The sequence below is a fragment of the Streptomyces sp. bgisy027 genome (genome assembly GCF_057710365.1).
This window is the reverse complement of sequence record NZ_JBYIVZ010000039.1, coordinates 1-20,303: the sequence shown is the minus strand read 5'-3', so window position 1 is coordinate 20,303 and position 20,303 is coordinate 1. Positions and strand designations below refer to the sequence as shown.

14 protein-coding genes and 3 pseudogenes are annotated in these 20,303 nt (G+C 69.9%); 12 read left to right on the top strand and 5 right to left on the bottom strand.

Going from position 1 to position 20,303, the window contains the following annotated elements; all coding sequences use genetic code 11:
* Nucleotides 1-36 precede the first annotated feature (36 nt).
* The 4 genes and pseudogenes from AC3ETA_RS32960 to AC3ETA_RS32945 form a co-directional block, all read right to left on the bottom strand.
* Nucleotides 37-708, bottom strand: a pseudogene (locus AC3ETA_RS32960) (class II fructose-bisphosphate aldolase); the annotation flags it as partial.
* 137 nt (nt 709-845) lie between these two features.
* Complete coding sequence (locus AC3ETA_RS32955; protein ID WP_432196560.1) at nt 846-1,790, bottom strand: SIS domain-containing protein; 945 nt, start codon at nt 1,788-1,790, stop codon at nt 846-848.
* Between the two features lie 106 nt (nt 1,791-1,896).
* Nucleotides 1,897-2,859 (bottom strand): 1-phosphofructokinase family hexose kinase, encoded by a 963-nt coding sequence (locus tag AC3ETA_RS32950; RefSeq protein WP_432196559.1) that lies wholly within the window; start codon nt 2,857-2,859, stop codon nt 1,897-1,899.
* Between the two features lie 793 nt (nt 2,860-3,652).
* Nucleotides 3,653-4,456, bottom strand: a complete 804-nt coding sequence (locus tag AC3ETA_RS32945) for a DeoR/GlpR family DNA-binding transcription regulator (protein ID WP_432196558.1) — start codon at nt 4,454-4,456, stop codon at nt 3,653-3,655.
* A 1,058-nt stretch (nt 4,457-5,514) separates the two neighbouring features.
* Between AC3ETA_RS32945 and AC3ETA_RS32940 the strand changes: the two genes are divergently transcribed.
* The 9 genes and pseudogenes from AC3ETA_RS32940 to AC3ETA_RS32900 all read left to right on the top strand — a co-directional run bounded on the left by AC3ETA_RS32940 (nt 5,515) and on the right by AC3ETA_RS32900 (nt 15,671).
* Nucleotides 5,515-6,849: an ABC transporter substrate-binding protein gene (locus AC3ETA_RS32940; protein WP_432196557.1), complete on the top strand. Its 1,335-nt coding sequence runs from the start codon at nt 5,515-5,517 to the stop codon at nt 6,847-6,849.
* Nucleotides 6,850-6,855: 6 nt separating this feature from the next.
* Nucleotides 6,856-7,797: a carbohydrate ABC transporter permease gene (locus AC3ETA_RS32935; RefSeq protein ID WP_432196556.1), complete on the top strand. Its 942-nt coding sequence runs from the start codon at nt 6,856-6,858 to the stop codon at nt 7,795-7,797.
* The gene (locus AC3ETA_RS32930; RefSeq protein WP_432196555.1) at nt 7,794-8,690 is read left to right on the top strand and encodes a carbohydrate ABC transporter permease; all 897 of its coding nucleotides are present in this window, start codon (nt 7,794-7,796) and stop codon (nt 8,688-8,690) included. Before AC3ETA_RS32935 ends, AC3ETA_RS32930 begins: the two co-directional genes overlap by 4 nt.
* A gap of 67 nt (nt 8,691-8,757) precedes the next feature.
* Entirely contained in the window at nt 8,758-9,720 is a 963-nt protein-coding gene (locus AC3ETA_RS32925; RefSeq protein WP_432196554.1) for a carbohydrate kinase family protein, read from the top strand.
* Nucleotides 9,717-11,027, top strand: coding sequence for an alpha-glucosidase/alpha-galactosidase (melA, locus tag AC3ETA_RS32920; RefSeq protein WP_432196553.1), 1,311 nt, complete (start codon nt 9,717-9,719; stop codon nt 11,025-11,027). Before AC3ETA_RS32925 ends, melA begins: the two co-directional genes overlap by 4 nt.
* Before the next feature lie 660 nt (nt 11,028-11,687).
* The gene (locus AC3ETA_RS32915; RefSeq protein ID WP_432196552.1) at nt 11,688-12,740 is read left to right on the top strand and encodes an endo alpha-1,4 polygalactosaminidase; all 1,053 of its coding nucleotides are present in this window, start codon (nt 11,688-11,690) and stop codon (nt 12,738-12,740) included.
* Complete coding sequence (locus AC3ETA_RS32910) at nt 12,668-13,060, top strand: cellulose binding domain-containing protein (RefSeq protein ID WP_432196626.1); 393 nt, start codon at nt 12,668-12,670, stop codon at nt 13,058-13,060. The genes AC3ETA_RS32915 and AC3ETA_RS32910 overlap by 73 nt, the downstream gene beginning before the upstream one ends.
* A gap of 838 nt (nt 13,061-13,898) precedes the next feature.
* Nucleotides 13,899-14,018 (top strand): annotated as a pseudogene (locus AC3ETA_RS32905) (hypothetical protein); the annotation flags it as partial.
* Between the two features lie 51 nt (nt 14,019-14,069).
* Nucleotides 14,070-15,671, top strand: coding sequence for a glycoside hydrolase family 9 protein (locus tag AC3ETA_RS32900; RefSeq protein WP_432196625.1), 1,602 nt, complete (start codon nt 14,070-14,072; stop codon nt 15,669-15,671).
* Between the two features lie 639 nt (nt 15,672-16,310).
* Here the strand turns inward: AC3ETA_RS32900 and AC3ETA_RS32895 are convergent.
* Nucleotides 16,311-16,883: a TetR/AcrR family transcriptional regulator gene (locus tag AC3ETA_RS32895; protein WP_432196551.1), complete on the bottom strand. Its 573-nt coding sequence runs from the start codon at nt 16,881-16,883 to the stop codon at nt 16,311-16,313.
* A gap of 122 nt (nt 16,884-17,005) precedes the next feature.
* On the opposite strand from AC3ETA_RS32895, the gene AC3ETA_RS32890 reads away from it, so the two are divergent.
* The 3 genes and pseudogenes from AC3ETA_RS32890 to AC3ETA_RS32880 all read left to right on the top strand — a co-directional run.
* Nucleotides 17,006-18,532, top strand: a complete 1,527-nt coding sequence (locus AC3ETA_RS32890) for an MFS transporter (protein ID WP_432196550.1) — start codon at nt 17,006-17,008, stop codon at nt 18,530-18,532.
* A gap of 469 nt (nt 18,533-19,001) precedes the next feature.
* Nucleotides 19,002-19,582 (top strand): annotated as a pseudogene (locus AC3ETA_RS32885) (IS110 family transposase).
* 235 nt (nt 19,583-19,817) lie between these two features.
* Nucleotides 19,818-20,303 (top strand): transposase (locus tag AC3ETA_RS32880; protein WP_432196549.1); only part of this gene is annotated, 486 nt, incomplete at its 3' end.

Below are 20,303 nucleotides of genomic sequence, written 5' to 3'. Positions count from 1 at the left end.
CGCCTACAAGGCCATGGGGCGAACCGACGAAGCCATCGTCATTCCGGCCGCGACGGCCTTGGCGAGCTCCCGGTCGTCGACGCCGGAGGAACCGTGCAGTACGAGGGGTACGTCGAGTGCGGCCCTAAGCCGTGCGATGAGGTCGAAGTCGAGGACGGCGTCGCGGGTGAGCATGGCGTGCGAACTGCCCACGGCGACCGCCAGCGCGTCGGCGCACGTCGACGCGGCGAACGCACGGGCCTCTTCGGGGTCCGTGCGGACACCCGGGGCGTGCGCCCCGTCCTTGCCGCCGGCCTCGCCCAGCTCGGCCTCGACCTATACGTCGGCCCGGTGGCAGTGCTCGGTGACGTCCCGTGTCGCGGCGACGTTCGCCTCGTAAGGAAGCCTGGAGGCGTCGAACATCACCGAGGTGAAGCCGAGTTCGACGGCCTCGTGTACGAGTTCGACGGTCTCGGCGTGGTCGAGGTGGACCGACACGGGCACGGAGGCCGCCCAGGCTACCGCGAGGGACGCGAGACCGATCGGGGCGAGACCGCCGTGGTAGCGGACGGTGTTCTCGCTGTTCTGCAGGATGACCGGCAGCGCTGCCTGCTCGACCCCGGCGACGATGGCCTCTGCGTGCTCGATCTGCACGACGTTGAACGCCCCGACGCCGCAATTGCTGTCGCGGGCGGGACCGACGATGTCGTCCGTGTAAGTCAAAGGCATGCTTGTTCTCCACATCGCGAAGATGCCACTGGCGGACGCAGGCGCGGGACGCCGCCGGGCTGAGGGGGCCCGGCCGTCGAGCCGCCCGGAGCGCGAACGCCGGTCCGGGCAGGGAACGTCCGCCGCGGGCCTTGTTGTCAAGCCGTACCGAGAATGACCGACCGGGTGAGGTTGCGGGGGCGGTCGGGGTCGAAGCCGCGGGCTTCGGCGCGGAGCACGGCGAGGCGCTGAGCGAGGACCAGGTCGGCGAGCGGGTCCAGGCCGGCCGCCGCGTCCCCCGACCGGGAGACGAAGGTGCCACCGACCCGAGCGATGTCGTCGGCGAGGCCCTGTGGTGCCGGCCCGAACAGCCAGGCGACCCGACCGGGGCCGGTGATGCTGATCGGTCCGTGACGGTACTCCATGGCGGGGTACGCCTCGGTCCAGGCTCCGGCCGCCTCCCGCATCTTCAGGCCCGCTTCGAGCGCGAGGCCGTACGTCCATCCCGTCCCCAGGAACGTGATCTGCTCCGCGTCGACCGCCTCGGGACCGAGCGGCAGGTCGAGTGCACGCTGTGCGTCCTGGACGGCCCGCGTGAGCGGGCGTGTGCCGGCCGGCAGGGCGCCCTCGGACTCCAGGTGCGCTCGCAGCAGGGCCAGAGCGGTGGTCGCGAAGCGGGTCTGTACGACGTACTCCTCGTCGGCGAAGTCGAGGACGGCTACGGCGTCGGCGGCCCTCATCACGCCGGTGGCCGGATCGGCCGTCAGCGCCGAGGTGGCGACGGTGCCCTTGACCCTGGTGAGCAGGTCCAGGACCTCGGTGGTGGTGCCGGAGCGCGTGATGGCCACGATCCGGTCGTAGACACGCCCGTGCGGGAACTCGGAGGCCGCGAAGGCGTCGGTCTCGCCGTGGCCCCCGCTCTCACGCAACTCGGCGTACGCCTGGGCCATGAACCACGAGGTGCCGCAGCCGACCACGGCGACTCGTTCACCGCGCACGGGCAGCGCGGCGGCGTGGTTCGCCAGGCACTCGGTCGCTTGCTTCCAGGTCGCGGGCTGGGAGGCGATCTCGACCGAGGTGCGTGAGGTTTCGAAGGTGGTCACATGTCTTCCTTGCGCTCAGTGGTGCCTTGTCCGCAGCCGCACGCGCCGTCGCGTGAGCGTGCGGGCTGTCGGTGGGTGAGGGATCCGGTGCCCAGTCGCACGGTGCTCAGGGGCTCGCGTGCTGCAAAGAGTCGGCGGGTGCGGCTCGGCCCGGGTGCACCTGGGTGACGGCTACTTCCGGGAGGAACCGGCGGTAGGCGGCGATGTCGATGTCTCCGGCGGCCGGGCACGCGACAGCGGCGGCCGACTGAGCCACGGCCTCGCGCAGGACGTCGGGCCATGCGGAGCCGACACGCAGGCCCGCGGCGATCGCGGCCACGCAGGCGTCGCCGGCTCCCGTCGGGTTCCCGGCGAGCCGGTCGGGTGGTGTGGCGCGCCAGGCGCCGGTGGGTGTCACCGCGTACAGGCCGTCGGGGCCGGCAGAGACGACGACCGATCGCGCTCCTCGCGCGCGCAATGCGACGGCGGCCTCCATGAGGTCGTCGCATCCCGTCGCCGCCGAGATCTCGGAGGCGTTGGGCTTGATCACGTCGGGGTGGGCCTCCAGAGCCTCGACGAGGGCGGGCCCGCTGGTGTCGAGCACTGTGATCGCCCCGGCCGCCGCGGCTGTGCGGATCAGGCTCGCGTAGGCGTTGAAGGGCAGGCCCGGCGGGGTGCTGCCGCTCAGGACGACCACGCGCACGCCCGGGAGCAGGGAGGTGAAGCGCTGCGAGAAGTGCTCCCATTCGGCGGGGGTCACGTGTGGCCCGCGTCCGTTGAAGACGGTGGCGTCGCCGTCGTCGCGTGACACGACGGCGAGGGTCCGTCGTGAGTCGCCCGCCATCTCGACGAGGCAGTCGCGGATGCCGGTGGTGCGCAGGTCGTCGCGGATCAGTTGGCCGGTGCGTCCGCCGGCGAAGCCGGTCACCACCGGTGCGTGGCCGAGGAGTACGAGAACGCGGGCGACGTTGACGCCCTTGCCGCCCGCCCGTTCGTGCGCGGTGTCGACCCGGTGGGAGCTGTGCGGCGTCAGGCGGGCGACGCTCCATGTGACGTCGAGGGCGGCATTGAGGGTGACGGTGAGAATCATGGGGCATGGGTCCTGTCCGCAGGGCGTGCGTGGCGTGGCGGGCGGCGAGGTCCGTCGCGGGGACACCGGGCCTGTTCCTCCGGCGCTGTCCGGACGGGTGCCGGGCGGTGCCGCAAGGCGGGATGTTCGTCCGCCCCCGCCGGGTTCGAGCCGGGTCGGTCGGCCTCGGCGGGACCGCGGCTCGGGGTCGTCCCACGTTGGACGGCGGGTGGCGACGCAGTTCCCACACGGAGGATGGGGTTGCTTCCGTACATCAATATCAAGCACTTGAGATGCGTGCAAGTGCGTGTTTGCACTTAATATCGAGCACTTTCAAGCATCAGGAGGGTCTGTTAGTAGCCTTATGTCCCAAGTGCACGATGCGGCGCCTGGTTCGCTCGGCACCGTGCACCGTGCGCGGGCCGACCGGCCGGCCGGCGCTCCTCGTACCCCCTGTGCCCAGCACGGCAGCCGCAGGGCGCGGAGGGACGCGCCGCGGGTCGCAGCAGGAGCGGCGGCGCTGCCGAGGGCCGCGCCGGGCCGAGGTGCACGGTCGTCGCCGACATGCTGAACCGACCGTCAGATCGCACCTCCGCAGTTCAAGGCGGTGCCGGCCGGCGGTCCGGTGTGCACCCGGTCCCTGGGAGGGGTGCGCCTCCAGCAGTTCGTCGATCTGGGCTTCCACTGCCCGGCGTTGTGCGGGGAATCCGGAGAAGGCCGGGCGCTCACCACGGTGCTGAAGTCGAAGCCCCCAAGGCTCCTCACCCGGAGGCCGCGGGGCTCGTCGAGCGACGAGCCCGCCCGGGGCGGGGCGTCAGGCGTCCTCGGCCCATTCGACCCGCACGCCCGCGGCGCATATCCGGGCGACTTCGTCCGCGTCGGCCGCCGGGTCCGTGATCAGCGAGGTCACGGTGGCGATCGGGCAGATGCGGGCGAGGGTCGCCCGGCCGACCTTCGAATGGTCGGCGACCACCACGACCTGCGAACTCCGGTCTGCGAAAGCAGCGTTGGTGGCCGCCTCCAGCGGATCGTGCGTGGTGCAGCCGTGCGCCGCGCTGACGCCGTCGACCCCCAGGAACGCGATGTCCATGTGGTGCTCGCGCAGCGCGCGTTCAGCGCCGGGACCGACCAACTCGTAGGTCTGGCTGCGGGCGTGGCCACCGGTCATGATCAGCCGGACCTGGGGATGGGACGCCACTTCGGCGGCGACGTTGATCGCGTTGGTCACGATGGTGACAGGAACGCGGGCGGTGAGCAGCCGGGCGATCTCAAGCGTGGTGGTGCCGCCGGTGAGGCCGACCGCGGCCCCTTCGGGCACGAGCCGGACTGCGGTCCGCGCGATCGCGTGCTTCTGTGCCCGCAGACGGTCCGCCTTGCGCAGCAACGGCAGTTCGACACCGGCGTCGGCGGCCACCCCACCCCCGTGCGTACGCCGCAGGAGACCCTGCTCACTGAGGAAACGAAGGTCGCGCCGAACGGTGGCCTGGGACACGTCGAGCCAGGCCGACAGATCGAGCACGTGGGCGGCGCCCCGCTCGCTGACGTGCTCGAGAATGCGCAGGTGCCGCTCGCTCCTGGTCCTGCGCACCGTCTCCGCCTCGGCCCGCCGTTCCGTCATCAGGTCTCCCTCTGTCACGCGGCCTCGCCCTTGCACGGGCGGTACCGCGGCGCCTCTCAAGAGGCGCTGCGAGCAGCCTGCGGGCCGGGCAGTGAACCTGCTGAGGCAGCGACTGTTGCTCCACATGGTGCGCGAAGTTGATCGGAATGAACAGAGATTGCGTGTTTCCACTTCCTTGACGTGCCTGAATCTGGCCTGTTTACTCCCTTCCACGCTGAAGTCCGCGGGACTTCACGTCAGAGGTACGCCCAGCCGGTATGCCGTACGAGCAAGTCCGGCCCAAGTCGCCAGGCACCCCCGAGGGGTCGGCCGAGGCGGGGACGTGCCCTTGTGACACGGAGCTCTCCATGAAGCTTCTGCAGGAGCGGGCGCCGGACGTCCGCGTTCGTCACTGCTGGAGCAGTGACGACCTTCCAGGCACACCTCCAGACCGCCGATCCCGCCCGGCCGCCGGCGTGCGCCGACTCCGGCCACCGGACTGGCCGTCCCTGCCCACCGCACAGCCGCGAGCTCGGTCGGCGGGAACCGGAAGAAGGTGCCTTCCGGGCGTCACCAGGGCGACCGCCGGGTCGACGCCTGCCCACGGTCCGACGCGACGCGGGCCTGACCCTCGACCCGGCGAGCACGTGCGCCCCGCCCCGGCCGGTACGGCCACCAGCGCCGAAGACCACCGCTGTAAAAGAACACGGCGGAGCCCGCGCCGACGCACGCGGTACTCACGGCCTCGCATTCAGCGAGCGCACGGCAGCACCGATCACGCGATCGGGCTCCGGCCGGTGGGCGAGCCCGCCGGCACCGCCCGGCTCGGTTCACCACTTTCACCGTCCCGGCACGACGTCTCGCGCCCGCACACCCGCTAGCCCATATCCGACGGCCCATGCCCACCGGCCCGTGGCGCGCTGACCCCTGTGTCACGAGCGGTACGGAGACCGTGACCGGCGCGTCCTCGGCCCTCCCGGCAGCAGGTCACCGCCCACCCGCTCGTCACCCCGCCGCGCCCCTCACCGCCGTCCCCCGTAACCCGGCAACGTCTCGCCACGACCATCTGGAGGTACCCCATGACCGCGTCCCAGCTCCATCAGGACACGGACCCGACCCGTCGGCGGATACTGGCCGGCGGGGGAGCCTTCGCCCTCGCGACCCTGGCCGGACCTGCGCTGGCCGCCTGCGGCGCGCAGGACGGCGGCTCGGCCGACGGAACCGTGCGGATCGACATGTGGCACGGCCAGACCGACACCGGGCTCGCCGCGATCAAGGAACTGGTGGCCCGGTTCGAGAAGGAGAATCCCACCATCCGCGTCAACCTCGGCGGGGGCGTCATCGCGGACAACATGCTCCAGAAGGTGACGGCCGGTCTCGCCTCCGGATCGGTCCCGGACATCGCCTACATCTTCGGCTCCGACCTGGCGAGCGTGGCCCGTAGCCCCCAACTGGCGGACCTCACGCAGTTCGTCGGTGAGGGACCCGTGCCGTGGAAGCGGTACTGGCCGGCCGCGCGGGACGCGGTCTCGGTGGAGGGCAAGGTCCGCGCCACTCCGGCACTGGTGGATTCCCTGGCGGTGGTCTGCAACAAGAAGGTCTTCGAGGACGCGGGCGTCCCGCTGCCGAAGGCCGACTGGTCGTGGGACGAGTTCGTGGAGACGGCCCGTGAGCTGACCGACCCGAAGCGCAACGTGTTCGGCACGGGCTGGCCCGGCGCGGGCGACGAGGACACGGTGTGGCGCATCTGGCCACTGGTCTGGGGCCTCGGCGGCGACGTGCTCAGCAAGGACGGGCGCAGATCCGGCTTCTCCGGTGAGCCGGGGCTGCGGGCGCTGGAGACCGTCGCCGCGCTGGTGAAGGAGAAGAGCTGTTACATCGACCCCAAGCCGGGCGGCGAGCAGATGTACCAGGTCTTCGCGGGCGGCAGGATCGGCATGGTCGCCACCGGTCCCTGGCAGCTGCCCGACATCCGCCAGGCCGACATCGACTACCACGTGGTGCCGCTGCCCGGCTTCAACGGGAAGTCCGTCACCATCTCCGGCCCCGACACCTGGGCCGTCTTCGACAACGGCGCCGCCCGCCTCAAGGCGGCACAGACCCTGGTGGGCTGGCTCATGGAGCCGGAACAGGACGTCGTGTGGGACATCAAGGCGGGCAGCCTGCCGCTCAGCCCCGACGCGCAGCAACTCCCGCAGTGGGAAGAGCACGCGAAGACCGTCCCCGGGCTGTCGGTGTTCACCGAGGTCCTTCAGACCGCCCGGGTGCGCCCGGTGCACCCGGCGTACCCGCAGATATCCAAGGCGCTCGGCGAGGCGATCACCGCAGTACTGCTGGAACGCAGGAGCCCGGCCGCAGCCTTGCGGGCCTGCCTCGACGAGGCCGACGCGGCCCTCGCCGCGACGAACGGCTGACGCGTCATGGCACGGCCCGCTCCCCTCACCCTCGCCCCGCATGCCGCCCGGCGCCGCCGGTCCGCCCGGGTCCGTGAGTCGGCGACGGCCTGGGCGTTCGTCTCACCCGCGGCCCTCGTCATCATCGGCCTGAGCATCGTGCCGGTCGTCTGGTCGTTCCTGTTGTCGTTCCAGTCGTCCGACCTGCTCACGCCCAGCAGCTGGGTGGGTCTGGACAACTACCGCGGGCTCGCCGACGACCCGAAGTTCGCGGAAGCGGTCCGCAACACCCTGCTCTACACCGTGCTGTTCGTACCGCTCAGCATCGCCCTCGGGCTGATGCTGGCCCTCGCGCTCAACCGGCGCATCCGCTTCACCGGGCTGTACCGCACGCTGATGTTCGTGCCGTTCGTCGTGTCGGCCACCTCGCAGGGCGTCCTCTTCTCCTTCATCCTCGACCCCCAGTTCGGCGCCGCGAACTCGCTGCTCGACAGGATCGGCGTCGGCGCGCAGGGCTTCCTCACCGATCCCGGCCAGGCGCTGCTGGTACTGGTGGCGATCTCGGTGTGGAGCGGTACCGGCTTCTGCGTCGTCATCTTCCTCGCCGCCCTCCAGGACGTCCCGCGGGAACTCGTCGAGGCCGCCTGGCTCGACGGCGCCGGCCGCCACCACGTCCTGCGCCATGTGATCCTGCCCGCCCTGGTCCCGGTCGGTGTCTTCCTCGTCCTGTGGCAGACCCTCGCCGCCCTCCAGGTCTTCGACCTGGTCTACGTCACCACCAAGGGCGGCCCACTGGGCTCGACCACTCTCATCGTCTATTTCGTGTGGGAACAGGCGTTCAAGAACTTCACCGCCGGATACGGCGCGGCAGCCGCCTACCTCGTCGCCCTCGCCCTGCTGCTGGTGACGGCCGTCCCCGCGACGGTACGCCGGTTGCGGGCCCGCCGCCTGAAAGGAGCCGGGACATGACCCTCACCCACCACCGCCCGGCCGAGAAGACCGGAGCCCGCCACGCATCGGCCGCCCGGCCACGACCGAGACGCCGACGCCTGCTCCCCTTCGACCCCTGGCACCTGGTTCTGGCCCCGCTCGCCCTGCTCTTCGCCGCCCCACTGCTGTGGCTGCTGGTCAGCTCCGTGATGAGCAACGCGGAGATCAACCGGTTCCCGCCCGCCCTGTGGCCCTCGGAGGTCGACCTGGCCGGGTACCGCTTCGTCCTCAACAACGCGATGTTCCCGCGGTGGTTCGCGAACTCCCTCATCGTGTCCGCCGTGGCCGTCGTGTCCAACCTGGTGCTCGGCACACTCGGCGGTTACGCGTTCGCCCGGATGTCGTTTCGCGGGTCCCGGATCCTGCTGGCGACGATGCTGGCCACCATGGTGATCCCGTTCCAGCTCACCATGATCCCGACCTTCCTCGTCATGAAGCAGCTCGGGCTCATCGACACCCTGGGCGCGCTGATCGTCCCCTCTCTGGTGACCCCGTTCTCCGTCTTCCTGCTGCGGCAGTTCTTCCTCTCCCTCCCACGGGAACTGGAGGAGGCCGCCTGGATCGACGGCTGCGGCCGGCCGCGCATCATCCTGCGGATCGTGCTGCCGCTGTCGCGCCCCGCCCTGAGCACCGTGGCCGTCCTGACGTTCCTCACCACCTGGAACGACCTCTCCTGGCCCCTGATCGCGATCAACCACGAGACCACCTACACGCTGCCCCTCGGACTGACGACGTTCCAGGGACAGCACCACATTCAGTGGTCCGCGGTCATGGCGGGCAACGTCATCACCGTGCTGCCCGTACTGATCGCCTTCCTCGTCGCGCAGAAGACCTTCATCCGGTCCATCACCTCCACCGGCCTGAAGGGCTGACCGGCCGGGGCGGCGCCCCGTCCCGCACAGCCGACCGGTATCCGCCCCTCCTCACCCTGGACGCACCATGCCGCGCACCTTCGACCTGCTGGTCATCGGCGACGCCAACCCGGACGTCGTCATCGGCCCGCTCCGCACCCCGCTCGACTTCGGGCAGCGAGAACAACTCGTCGACCACGGCGTCATCACCCTCGGCGGCTCCGCCGCCATCACCGCCTGCGGCGCCGCCCGGCTCGGCCTGACCGTCGCGTTCGCCGGCCGGGTCGGCGACGACGACGCGGGCCACTACGTCCGTGACCGGCTCGCCGCCCGCGGCGTCGACGTCGACGCCCTCCACCTGGACGGCGCCCTCACCACCCCACTCACCGTCAGCATCACCCGGGGCGACGGCCGCGCCGTCGTCACCGCGCCGGGCAGCCTGAACACCGTCTGCGCCGCTGACGTCCCCGAGCGGCTGCTCACCGCCGCCCGGCACGTCCACTCCGCCTCGTTCTTCCTCATGCCCGCCCTCGCCGCCGATCTCGCGGACCTGTTCCGGGCCGCGCGGGCAGCGGGCGCCACCACCTCGCTCGACACCAACGACGACCCGGCCGGCCACTGGTCCCCGCCCTCGCTCGCCCAGGTCCTGTCCCAGACCGACCTGCTGCTGCCCAACGCGCAGGAGGCCCGGCGCCTGGCCGGCGTCCCCGAGAGCGCCGAACTCGCCGAGGCCGCACGGCTGCTGACCCTGCGAGGTCCCGCCGTGGCCGTCAAGGACGGTGCCGCGGGTGCCCTGCACCACGACGGCTGCACGGCGATCCGGATGCCCGCACCGGCCATGGCCGCCGTGCTCGACACAGTCGGCGCCGGAGACAGCTTCGACGCGGGGTTCATCGCCGCCCGGCTGCGCGGCCTGTCGCCGTCGCAGGCACTCGCCGCCGCCGGAGCCTGCGGCGCCCTGTCCACCCGCGGCCTCGGCGGCACCGACACCCAGCCCACCTGGGCCGAGGCCCTCGCCCTTCTCCCGACCACAGGAGCCCTTCCCTCATGACCGCCCCCAAGGTTGTCCTCATCGGCGCCGGCAGCGTTGTCTTCACCCAGGGCCTGCTCGCCGACCTGTTCTCCTTCCCAGAGCTCAGCACCGCGCGCATCGCACTGCACGACATCGCGCCCGAGCGGCTCGCCACCGCCGAGGCCGCCACCCGGTACATCGCCGACCGGCTCGGCGCCCACCCCGAGGTGACCGCGCACGCCGACCGCCGCCAGGCCCTCCAGGACGCGGACTTCGTCCTGAACCTCGTCCAGATCGGCATGCACGACGCCACCCGCACCGACTTCGAGATCCCGGCCCGCTACGGGCTCGCCCAGACCATCGGCGACACCCTCGGCGTCGGCGGCATCTTCCGGGCCCTGCGCACGTTCCCGTTCCTCAAGGCCCTCGGCGAGGACATCCGCGCCGTGTGCCCCGACGCCTGGCTGCTCAACTACACCAACCCCATGGCCATGAATGTCCAGTACCTCACCCAGGCGACCGGCCTGGAGCGGGTGGTCGGCCTCTGCCACTCGGTGCACTGGACCCTGCACGACCTGTGCAAGCTGGTCGGCGCGCCCTTCGACGAGGTCACCTACACCGCGGCCGGAGTGAATCACCAGGCCTGGGTGCTGCGCTTCGAGCACAACGGCGAGAACCTCTACCACCGGCTCGACGGGCTGATCGCCGACGATCCGCAGCTGCGCCGGCGCACCCGCATCGACATGTACCTACGGCTCGGCCACTACCCGACCGAGACCAGCGAGCACTCCGCCGAGTACGTCCCCTGGTACCTGGGCCACCCCGAGGAGATCGAACGGCTGCGGCTGCCGGTCGGCGCCTACCTCGACATCAGCGACCAGAACCTCACGGCCTACGCGAAGACCAGGGACGCCCTCGTCTCCGGTACGCCGCTGACCGTCGAGGGCACCATGGAGTACGCGCCGCAGATCATCCACAGCGTCGTCACCGGCCGCCCCCGCACGATCTACGGCAACGTGCCCAACCACGGTCTTATCGAGAACCTCCCCCACCACGGCATCGTCGAGGTGCCCTGCCTGGTGGACAGCACCGGGATCCGGCCCACCCGGGCCGGCCGGCTGCCCGCCCAGCTCGCCGCCCTCAACCGCGCCTACCTCAGCATGAACGACCTGGTGGTCCGGGCCGCGCTGGAGGACGAACCGCGGCACGTCCGGCACGCCGCCATGGTCGACCCGGCCACGGCCGCTGCCCTCCCGGTGGAGCGGATCTGGGAACTGTGCAACGAGATGGTCCAAGCGCACGCCTCATTCCTCCAGCCCGCCCTGCGCACACGTATCAGCGTCTGACGCGCACCCGGCCGCCCGGAGACAGGGAATGACACGGAATGATCCGGAATGGAGATGGAATCACTCTGCCGGTATTGCCGGTTGACGCCCTCAAGTGCCGAGCGGCTCTCATTTTCGCTGCGCGGTGGACGAAGTCGACACTCGACCCCGAAAAAGGCCGCAACGCACTGTCGAAAAGCGAAGCGGACAAGGAGCGCGTGACCGTGCGGACGTGATACGGGCGACGCCGAAGGACATGGACAAGGTCCGCCGTGACATCGAGGTGCGCGCCGGAATCACGAGACAGGCACCGGCGCGCACTTCGGTATGCCTGCGATCAGGGAACCCCACAGGGCAGGCACCCACGTCCACCCACGCTCCGATGACTGGAGAATTCCACTGACGTGTCGTCAATTTATTTTCGAAATACGGAACCAATTGACATGGCACAGTCCAGCCGCTTCACTGCAACATCACGCCAGAGGCTCTCTTCCTCTGCGCCGAAGAAGTGCGCCCAGCCGGTCGCCGATGGCCCTTCCATCCGAAGCCCGGCCCGAGTCGCCAGGATGCCCGCTGGCAATCCGAGGCGGGGACGCACTCACGATCTCGCGGAGATCCTGCATGCCCAACCACGCCATCACAGTTCTGTACAGGTGTCTTGTGCCGGCCATGCTCGTGGCCGTGGCATTCGCGACACCGCTGTCCCTCAAACCCGCCCAGGCGGCGGTGACCAAGACCCTGCCGCCGACCGCCGGCAGCTTCGACTACCAGATCGGCGGCCCCTACACCCCGGCCCCCGACGTCCAGATCGTCAGCCGGGACCACGGGGCGACACCCGCACCCGGCCTGTACAACATCTGCTATGTCAACGCCTTCCAGAGCCAGCCGGGGGCGAGCGCGGAGTGGGAGCAGAAGCTCCTGCTCCACGACTCGACCGGCGCGCTGGTGGAGGACCCCGACTGGCCGGGTGAGTACATGCTCGACGTACGCACCGAGGCCAACCGGCAGGCCATCTTCCAGAAGGTCAAGGTCTGGCTCGACGAATGCGCGTCCAAGGGCTTCGACGCGATCGAGCCAGACAACTACGACCACTACACCCGCTCCAACAATCTGATCGACCCGAGCGACTCCGAGAAGTACATGAAGCTGCTCGTGGACTACTCGCACCCGATGAACCTGGCGATCGCGCAGAAGAACACCCTCGAACTCGCCGGTGACGCCGCATCCCTCGGCATCGACTTCGCCGTCGTCGAGGAGTGCGGAGTGATCTGGCCCGGCGCCGACGGGCCGGAGTGCCCCGAGTACTACGCCGCGTTCGGCGACCGCATCATCAACATCGAGTACACCGACGCGGGCATGACCCGCGCCTGCGACGCGTACGCCGGGGTCTTCAGCATCGTGCAGCGCGACGTGGCCGTCACCCCCAACGGGCCCCGAAAGACCTGCTCCGCCGGTTCGTCCGGCGACACCCAGGCACCGACCGCCCCCTCCGGGCTCTCCGCCACGGGAGCGACCAGCAGCAGCGTGTCGCTGTCCTGGAACGCCTCGACCGACAACGTCCTCGTCACCGGTTACGACGTGTACCGCGGCGGCACCAAGGTGGGCACCGCGCCGGGCACCTCGTACACCGACTCCGGACTCACGGCGGCCACGACCTACCAATACCAGGTGAGGCGAAGGACGACGCCGGTAACGTCTCGGCCGCGTCCAACACCGTCACCGAGGCGACCCTGAGCGGTGGCTCCGGCTCGGCCGGCTGCACCGCCACCTTCGTCGTGACCGGCTCCTGGAGCGACGGCTTCGACGCCGAGGTCAGCGTGAAGAACACGGGCAGCGCGACGACCAGTTCCTGGCTGGTCACGTGGGACTGGCCCGGCAACCAGGAGGTCACCGATCACTGGGACACGGAGCTGACCCAGAGCGGATCGGCCGTCACGGCGACCAACGACGACTACAACGGGGCCATCGCCCCCGCAGCCACCACCGCGTTCGGTCTCATGGCCTCCGGCGATATCCCGGCGAACCTGCCGTCGGCGACCTGCACCGTGAGCTGAGCAAGGCTGCTCCCGCGGGGGAACAGAAGAGCGTACGTGCCCCCGGACCTTTTGTCCGGGGGCACGTTGCGCTGTCGTTACGTTGCAGGTGGGCCTTCGGCTGTCCTCGGTATCGGCGGTGGCGCATGCTGTTGCGCCGCGGGGTCACCGACGGCGACGAGGGGTGCAGGTCGGTGCGCAGGAGATGGAGCGGACGGTGCTTCGGCTGGACCAGGTGGTGGAGCAGGTCGTCGACGAGTTACCGGCGTCCCGTGCCGAGGTGGGTGTGTATCGAGCCCACAGTGGCGTGTGGGGATCCCGAGCTACTGGCCCAAGCGTTGCGCAATCTGATCGACAACGCACGCAAGCACGGGGCTGCTGCGGGCGGGAGTGCCCGGGTCGCGGTATGTGACCACGGCCCGGGAGTGGCCCCCGCCGTGCGGGAGCGGGCCTTGGACCGGCGGACGGCGGGGGCCAAGAGGGGGTACAGGGGCCGGGCTGGCCACCGTGCGGTGGGTGGCCGACCTGCACGGGGGCACCGCCCGTGTCAGGGACGCGCCCGGGGGGCCGTTGCCGAGTTGGCCAGCCCGGAGGAATCGGCTGATCCCCCGACGTGGCACCGCGGGTGGGCGGCTACTGACGATTCCCTCATCAAACCGATGGCAGTCTTCCGGTATGTTCCAGTCACGCAATAGCGCGATCACCCTGACCGTTGCCGGTGTCGCCACGGCCGTCTTTGCCGTCTCCTGCTTGCCGAAGTCGTCACCCGGGCGCTCGACTGCCGTTCCACCCACCCACTGCCGTTCTACGTGTGGACCAGGTCGGTTACACACCCGGCGAGGTCAAGCATGCCTACCTCATGACGTCCCGCCCTGTCGCCGAGGTGCCCTTCCGGGTGCTCGACTCCTCCGGCAAGGAGGTGTTGTCCGGGACGGCCGGGCCCTCCACAGGCAGATGGAGCAGCACCTACGAGTCGGTCCGTACCCTGGACCTCTCCCGTCTCACCGCTCCTGGCGACTACCGGGTGGAGGTGACCGACCCGGTGCCCGAGACCTCGCCCACGTTCCGCGTGGCGCGTGCCGGTGAGCTGTTCGGAAAGGTGGTCCAGGACAACGTCCGATTCTTCAGGGCCCAGCGCGACGGGGCGGACGTCGACGCCGCCGTGCTGCGTCGCAAGCCCTCGCATCTGGCCGACCGGCAGGCCACCGTGTACGACAGGCCCGCCTATGACGAAGATGCCGAACGCCTGCTCGAACCTCTCAAGCCTCTCAGCGGCCCGGTCGATGTCTCCGGGGGCTGGTTCGACGCCGGAGACTTCCTGAAGTTCACGCATACGGCTTCGTACTCCACCGCGAATCTCCTTCTGGCTCAGCGCACCACTTCCGACAGTGGTGAGGAGCTGGCCGAGGAGGCACGTCACGGTCTGGACTGGCTGGACAAGATGTGGGACGAGTCTTCCCGTACCCTCTACGCCCAGGTCGGCATAGGTGTTGGCGATACCGACGACGGTAGCGGCGATGTCCGTTCGGATCACGACGTATGGCGGCTGCCGGAGGCGGACGACGCGTTGGACGTCGAGTCCGGCGATCGCGACTACATGATCAAACACCGGCCGGTCTTCCGTGCGGCCCCTCCGGGCGAGCCCATCAGCCCCAACCTTGCAGGGCGAGTCGCCGCCGCCTTCGCGCTCGCCGCGCAACTGGACGCCGAGGACGATCCGGAGCGGGCCCGCGAGGAACTGGAGAAGGCCACGCAGGTCTACGCACTCGCCGACACCTCTCCGAAAGGGCAACTGGTGACCGCGTTCCCTCATGGTTTCTACCCCGGGTCCTCCTGGGAGGACGACATGGAGTACGGCGCCGCCGAGTTGGCTCTGGCCGGAGAGGCCCTGGGGGACGACCGGACACAGGAATGGTCGGAGCTGGCCGGCCACTGGGCCAAGCAGTATCTGTCCTCGGACAACCTCGGCACCTTGGGGCTGGGGGATGTGAGTGCCCTGGCGCATGCCGATCTGGCAGAAGTGATCGACGACGGCAAGTCGAGCGGTGAGGTGAGCCGCGATCAGCTTGTCGCCGACCTGGAGCGGCAGCTCGAACTCGGCAAGGCTCGCGCCGAGCGCGATCCGTTCCGAGCAGGAGCCGTCTACACGGACTTCGACTCCGTGCCCCACGCCTTCGGCCTGGCCGCCACCGCACAGCTGTACCGCCGGGTCACCGGCGACTCCGATTACGACGCCTTCGCCACCCAGCAGCGCAACTGGGCGCTGGGCGCCAACGCCTGGGGGTCCTCTTTCGTCATCGGTGAAGGCTCCACTTTCCCGCACTGTCCCGAGCATCAGGCCGTCAACCTCGCGGGCAGCCTGAACGGCAAGGGCGACGTTCTTGTCGGGGGTGTGGTCAACGGGCCCAATGCGTCGGCAAAGCTCAAGGAACCCAACTCCCTCCCGAACATGCGCACATGTCCGGTTGAGAAGGGCAATCCCTTCTCTGTCTTCGACGGGCACGGGGGCGGCTACACGGACGACGTCGGCGCCTGGCAGACCGTCGAGCCCGCCGATGATTTCACGGCCACCGCGTTGTTGTCCTTCAGCCTGTCCGCAGCAGTCGAGGACACCGGTTCCAGCGCCTCATAGTGAGCCTTTCCGACCTGGCGCTCTGATCCTCCAGTTGGGCTGAGCAGGGTCGGGACTGGCGCGGTGGCTTCCGCTCCGCTTCCAGCCCCCGCCGCTTCAAACCGTGCATGCAGTTCTCCCGCACACGGCTTTCCGGCATCGTTCACCGCCTGGCATGCGTCGTCGCACTGTGCACGTGTCCGGTGAGGCTCGTGTCCACACTCCGGGGGACGCCTCAGTTTGAAGCCTCCCCCTGCAGGGCGACTCCGGAGGACCTACCTCCATCTCCTGCACTCGACCTGCTCCTCAAGGACCCCGACGCCGCGGAACGCGCCCGCGGCCTGATGGCCGAGGTTCCCCCGCTGGACGGGCAACTGGTCATGCGGGCCGCCGACGGCGCCGCGGATCTGCATCTCCCCCTGCCCGTGGCGAACATGACCGGTGGTGGCGGCCTCGGCCCCAGCCAGATCATCTGCACCGCGGCCAGCACCCGGGCGGCAGACGCCGGACAGCCTTCCGAGGTGGACGTACGGGTCTACGAGGAGGGCTTCGAAACGCCGTGGACCGTCCGCTGCAACGAGGCGGGAAAGGTAGTTCCCGCGCCCGGACCTGCCACGAGTCACCGCACCTGTCAGGGTCGTTCGTGCAGCCGGGTCTGGTTCACGCCAGTGAGTCGATCCACTCCTGGAGTCGGCGTACGTGGTCACTCAGGAGGACCGGGTCACGCAAGGCGTGGGCCAGGACCGCGCCGCCCTGCACGCCGGCGAGGAGGCCGACAGCGCACTCGCGCGGGTCGGCGGCGTTCATCCGGCGGAACTGGTCTTGCGCCCAATTCAGGATCAGATCCATCAACTGCCCGGCCTCGCGGTCGAGGCCGTCGTCCCGATGGCCGAGTTCCTCGCTGAGGGTGCCCAGCGGGCAGCCATGGCGGGCGACGAGGTCGCGCATCTCGTGCCACTGGCCCGCCAGCGCCTTGAGCCGGGCGCGGGGATCGGCGTGCGCGTCGAGCGAGTGGAGCATGGCCCGGACTTCGCCGACCCGTGCCTCGACGACCGCGCGCAGCAGGTCGTCTTTGGTCTTGAAGTAGTAGTACACGTTGCCCGGCGGAACGCTCGCCGCCTCGGCGACCTGCGCGAGCGTGACGCCCAGGACGCCCTGGCGGTGTACGAGATCGCTGGCGCCGGCGACGAGGCGCTCCCTTTTGCCTGGGTCCCGCTTGCTTGAGTCAGTCATCTCACTCAGAGGATAGCGCGGACGGCGTGCCTGCTGCTAGCGTCGAGTTAGTCAGTCAACTCACTAACAAAATGTATCTGGCCGAACCATCGCTCATGCGGATCCACTGGAGGTCTCCCGCCATGGCGCCGACCGCTTCCCAACCGTCGTTCTCCGAACCGTCCTTCCTCGCCACCCGCCGCGGTGTGTCCACGCTGCTGCTCCTGTGTGCGGTCCAGTTCCTGGACATCGTCGACTCCTCCATCGTGAATGTCGCCCTGCCGTCCATCAGGCGCGACCTCGGCTTCTCTCAGCAGAACCTGCAGTGGGTGATCAGCGGTTACGTCCTCACGTTCGGCGGCTTCCTGCTACTCGGCGGCCGCGCGGCGGACCTGCTCGGACGGCGCCGAATGCTCGTCCTCGGCACATCCCTGTTCGCCGTGTGCTCGCTGGTCGGTGGGCTGGCCCCGGACAGCGGCACGCTGATCGGGGCCCGGATCGTCCAGGGGATCGGCGCGGCGATGATGGCTCCGGCCGGGCTGTCGATCCTGACCACCACGTTCACCGAGGGCCGCGAGAGGGCCAGGGCACTCGGCGTGTGGGGAGCGGTCAGCGGGCTCGCCGCCGCCACAGGCGTCTTCCTGGGGGGCGTGCTCTCGGAAGGACCTGGCTGGCGCTGGGTACTGTTCGTGAACATCCCCGTGTGCGTGTACGTGCTGGTCGCGGCCTTCCGTCTCATACCGGGCGACCAGCGCCGTGCCCGCCCGACGTCGTTCGACCTGCCGGGTACGATGCTCATCACCGGCGGAATGCTGCTGCTCGTCTACGCGCTCGTACGGGCGCCCGAAGTCGGCTGGGACAACGCCCACACCATCGGTGAACTCGCCACCGCCGGCATTCTCCTCGCCGCCTTCGTACTCAACGAACGACGCGCCCGCACCCCCCTGTTCCCCTTCTCCATCCTCCGCGTCAAGGGGCTGGCCGCTGCCGACGCCACCCAGCTGATCGCGTTCGCCGGGTTCATCTCACTGTTCTTCTTCCTCACCCTGTACATGCAGAACGTGCTCGGCTACTCCCCGGTCCAGGCCGGCTCCGCCTACCTTCCCGTCACGGTCGGCATCGGCATCGCGGCGGGGGTGTCCGCCCAGCTCATCCCGCGGATCGGCACCCGACCCGTGATCGTCGTCGGCGCGCTCGTCGCGGCCGGCGGCATGTACGCCCTCTCGCGCGTCCCCGTCGACGGCTCCTACCTTGCCGATCTGCTGCCCGGCCTCGCGATCATGTCGCTCGGACTGGGCGCGATCTTCACCACCGTCACCGCCGCCGCCAACGCGGGAGTGCCCGCGGACAAGGCCGGACTCGCCGCCGGCCTGCTCAACACCTCGCTGCAGATCGGTGCCGCGCTCGGGCTGGCTGTCTTCTCCGCCATCGCCACCGCGCGCACCGACGACCTGCTCTCCGCACACATCGCGCCAGCCGAAGCGCTCACCTCGGGATTCCACCGGGCGATCCTCGCGGCGAGCCTCTCCCTGCTCCTAGCCTCCCTGATCGCCCTGGGCGTCACCAACACCCGCGGCCAGGAGCCCCCGACCGCTTCCGGGCCCGTTCCCACCAAGACCTCTCGCCGTACCCCCGCGACGGCCGACACCGAGCCGGAATCGGCCCCGTAGGCTCCGTCCGGACGAGCACCACCAACGCCGAGGATCGCTGTCCGGCGACGGCAGGGCGCGGCTACCCCTGCCTCGATCGAGACGCCTGCAAGATCCAGGTCGTTTGAGAACACCGGCCACCGGCGTTCTCAAACGACCTGACACCCTAATCCGGAGTTAAGAGCGGTCCGGAGGGGACACGAGCCCAGCCGACTGTTCGAGTGGTGGTGGTCGTGCGGGCGCCGGGATGATGCCTACTCACACCCCGTTCCCGCTGAGGACTGCTGTGAGACCGAGCACGCCCTGGCGCCTCCCCGGCCACCACCACGCTGCCCTTACGGGTGGTGGCACTCACGGGTGCCGGACGGACACCCAACAGCATCCTGGCCGCGATGCCTCGCTGGAGACTGGTGGCGTCCGGCGCCTCCGTGGCAGCCGCCGCTGGACCGCGCGAGGGCACGGTGGCGGCGGTCCTGTGGGTACCTGACGGATGCCTGCTTCCCGCCGGGGACTCGACGCCTTCCGTCAGACAGTGCGGCATCCGGGACCTTCACGGCCGTCACCACCAGCGGTAATGCAGGTGTTGGCGCCCGTCGGCGCTGGACGGACGCTTGACGTCCCACCGGGCACGCGATGCCTACCGAAAGATCGGCGTCGTCCAGCGCGAACGCACGACGTCGCCCTGGTCAACGACAGTGGCCAGTTACTGGCCAAGCGGCACATCACCGACGACGCGGCCGGCTACAAGATCCTGCTGGATCTGCTCGCCGAGTACGGCGACACCGAGGAGAACCTGATCCCCGTCGCGATCGAGACCTCCCGCGGACTGCTGGTCGCGGTGCTGCGGACCGGCAAACGGCAGGTGTTCGCGATCAACCCGATGGCCGCCTCCGCTACCGGGACCGGCACAGCGTCTCCCGCAAGAAGTCCGACCCTGGTGACGCCCTGGTCCTGGCCAACATTCCGCGCACCGACATGCACGCCCACCGGCCGTTGCCGCAGGACAGCGACCTGGCCCGCGCGGTCGCCGTGCTCGCACGCGCCCAGCAGGACGCCACCTGGAACCGGTAGCAGATCTCCAACCAGCTGTGCTCGCTGCGGCGGGAGTACTACCCCTCCGCGCTGGCCGCCTTCGAGTCCTGGCGCAATGGTCTGTGCAGGCCGGAGGCCCACGAACTCCGCAAGGCGGCTCCGACACCGACGCGAGCCGCGCAGCTGACGCGCACGCAGATGCAGGCGGCTCTGAGGCGAGCCGGCCGCCAACGCGGCACCACAGCCGAGGCCGAACGGCTCCGGGCGGTTTTCCGTGCCGACTGGGCACACCAGCCGTCGCGGGTCGAGGACGCGCTCGGCAAGCGGATGCTCACGCTCCTGGTCCAGCTCCAGGCAGCCTGCACCGCCGCCGCCGACGACCTGGCCAAGGCGGTCGAAGAGGCTTTTCCTCAGCATCCGGACGCTGAGATCATCCTCAGCTTTCCCGGCCTCGGCGTCCAGATCGGTGCCCGGGGTGCTCGCCGAGATCGGAGACGACCGCACCCGGTTCGCCGACGCTCGCGGCCTGAAGGCATACGCCGGTGCCTCACCCATCACCAGGGCTTCCGGCAAGAAGTCGAGCATCACCCGCCGGTGGGTGAAGAACGACCGCCTGAACCACGCCGGCTACTTATGGGCCTTCTCCGCCATCACCACCTCACCAGGCGCCAAGACCCACTACCGCAGGCGCCGCGACAACCACGGAGACTGGCACGCGGCCGCGCAGAGAAACCTCTTCAACCGCATGCTCGGACAGCTC

Bases quoted from the DNA above. Each gene is read 5' to 3' on its own strand.
- AC3ETA_RS32895 (WP_432196551.1), bottom strand. From the start codon at position 16,883: ATGACTGACTCAAGCAAGCGGGACCCAGGCAAAAGGGAGCGCCTCGTC.
- AC3ETA_RS32935 (WP_432196556.1), top strand. From the start codon at position 6,856: ATGGCACGGCCCGCTCCCCTCACCCTCGCCCCGCATGCCGCCCGGCGC.
- AC3ETA_RS32940 (WP_432196557.1), top strand. From the start codon at position 5,515: ATGACCGCGTCCCAGCTCCATCAGGACACGGACCCGACCCGTCGGCGG.
- AC3ETA_RS32945 (WP_432196558.1), bottom strand. From the start codon at position 4,456: ATGACGGAACGGCGGGCCGAGGCGGAGACGGTGCGCAGGACCAGGAGC.
- melA (WP_432196553.1), top strand. From the start codon at position 9,717: ATGACCGCCCCCAAGGTTGTCCTCATCGGCGCCGGCAGCGTTGTCTTC.
- AC3ETA_RS32950 (WP_432196559.1), bottom strand. From the start codon at position 2,859: ATGATTCTCACCGTCACCCTCAATGCCGCCCTCGACGTCACATGGAGC.
- AC3ETA_RS32890 (WP_432196550.1), top strand. From the start codon at position 17,006: ATGGCGCCGACCGCTTCCCAACCGTCGTTCTCCGAACCGTCCTTCCTC.
- AC3ETA_RS32930 (WP_432196555.1), top strand. From the start codon at position 7,794: ATGACCCTCACCCACCACCGCCCGGCCGAGAAGACCGGAGCCCGCCAC.
- AC3ETA_RS32925 (WP_432196554.1), top strand. From the start codon at position 8,758: ATGCCGCGCACCTTCGACCTGCTGGTCATCGGCGACGCCAACCCGGAC.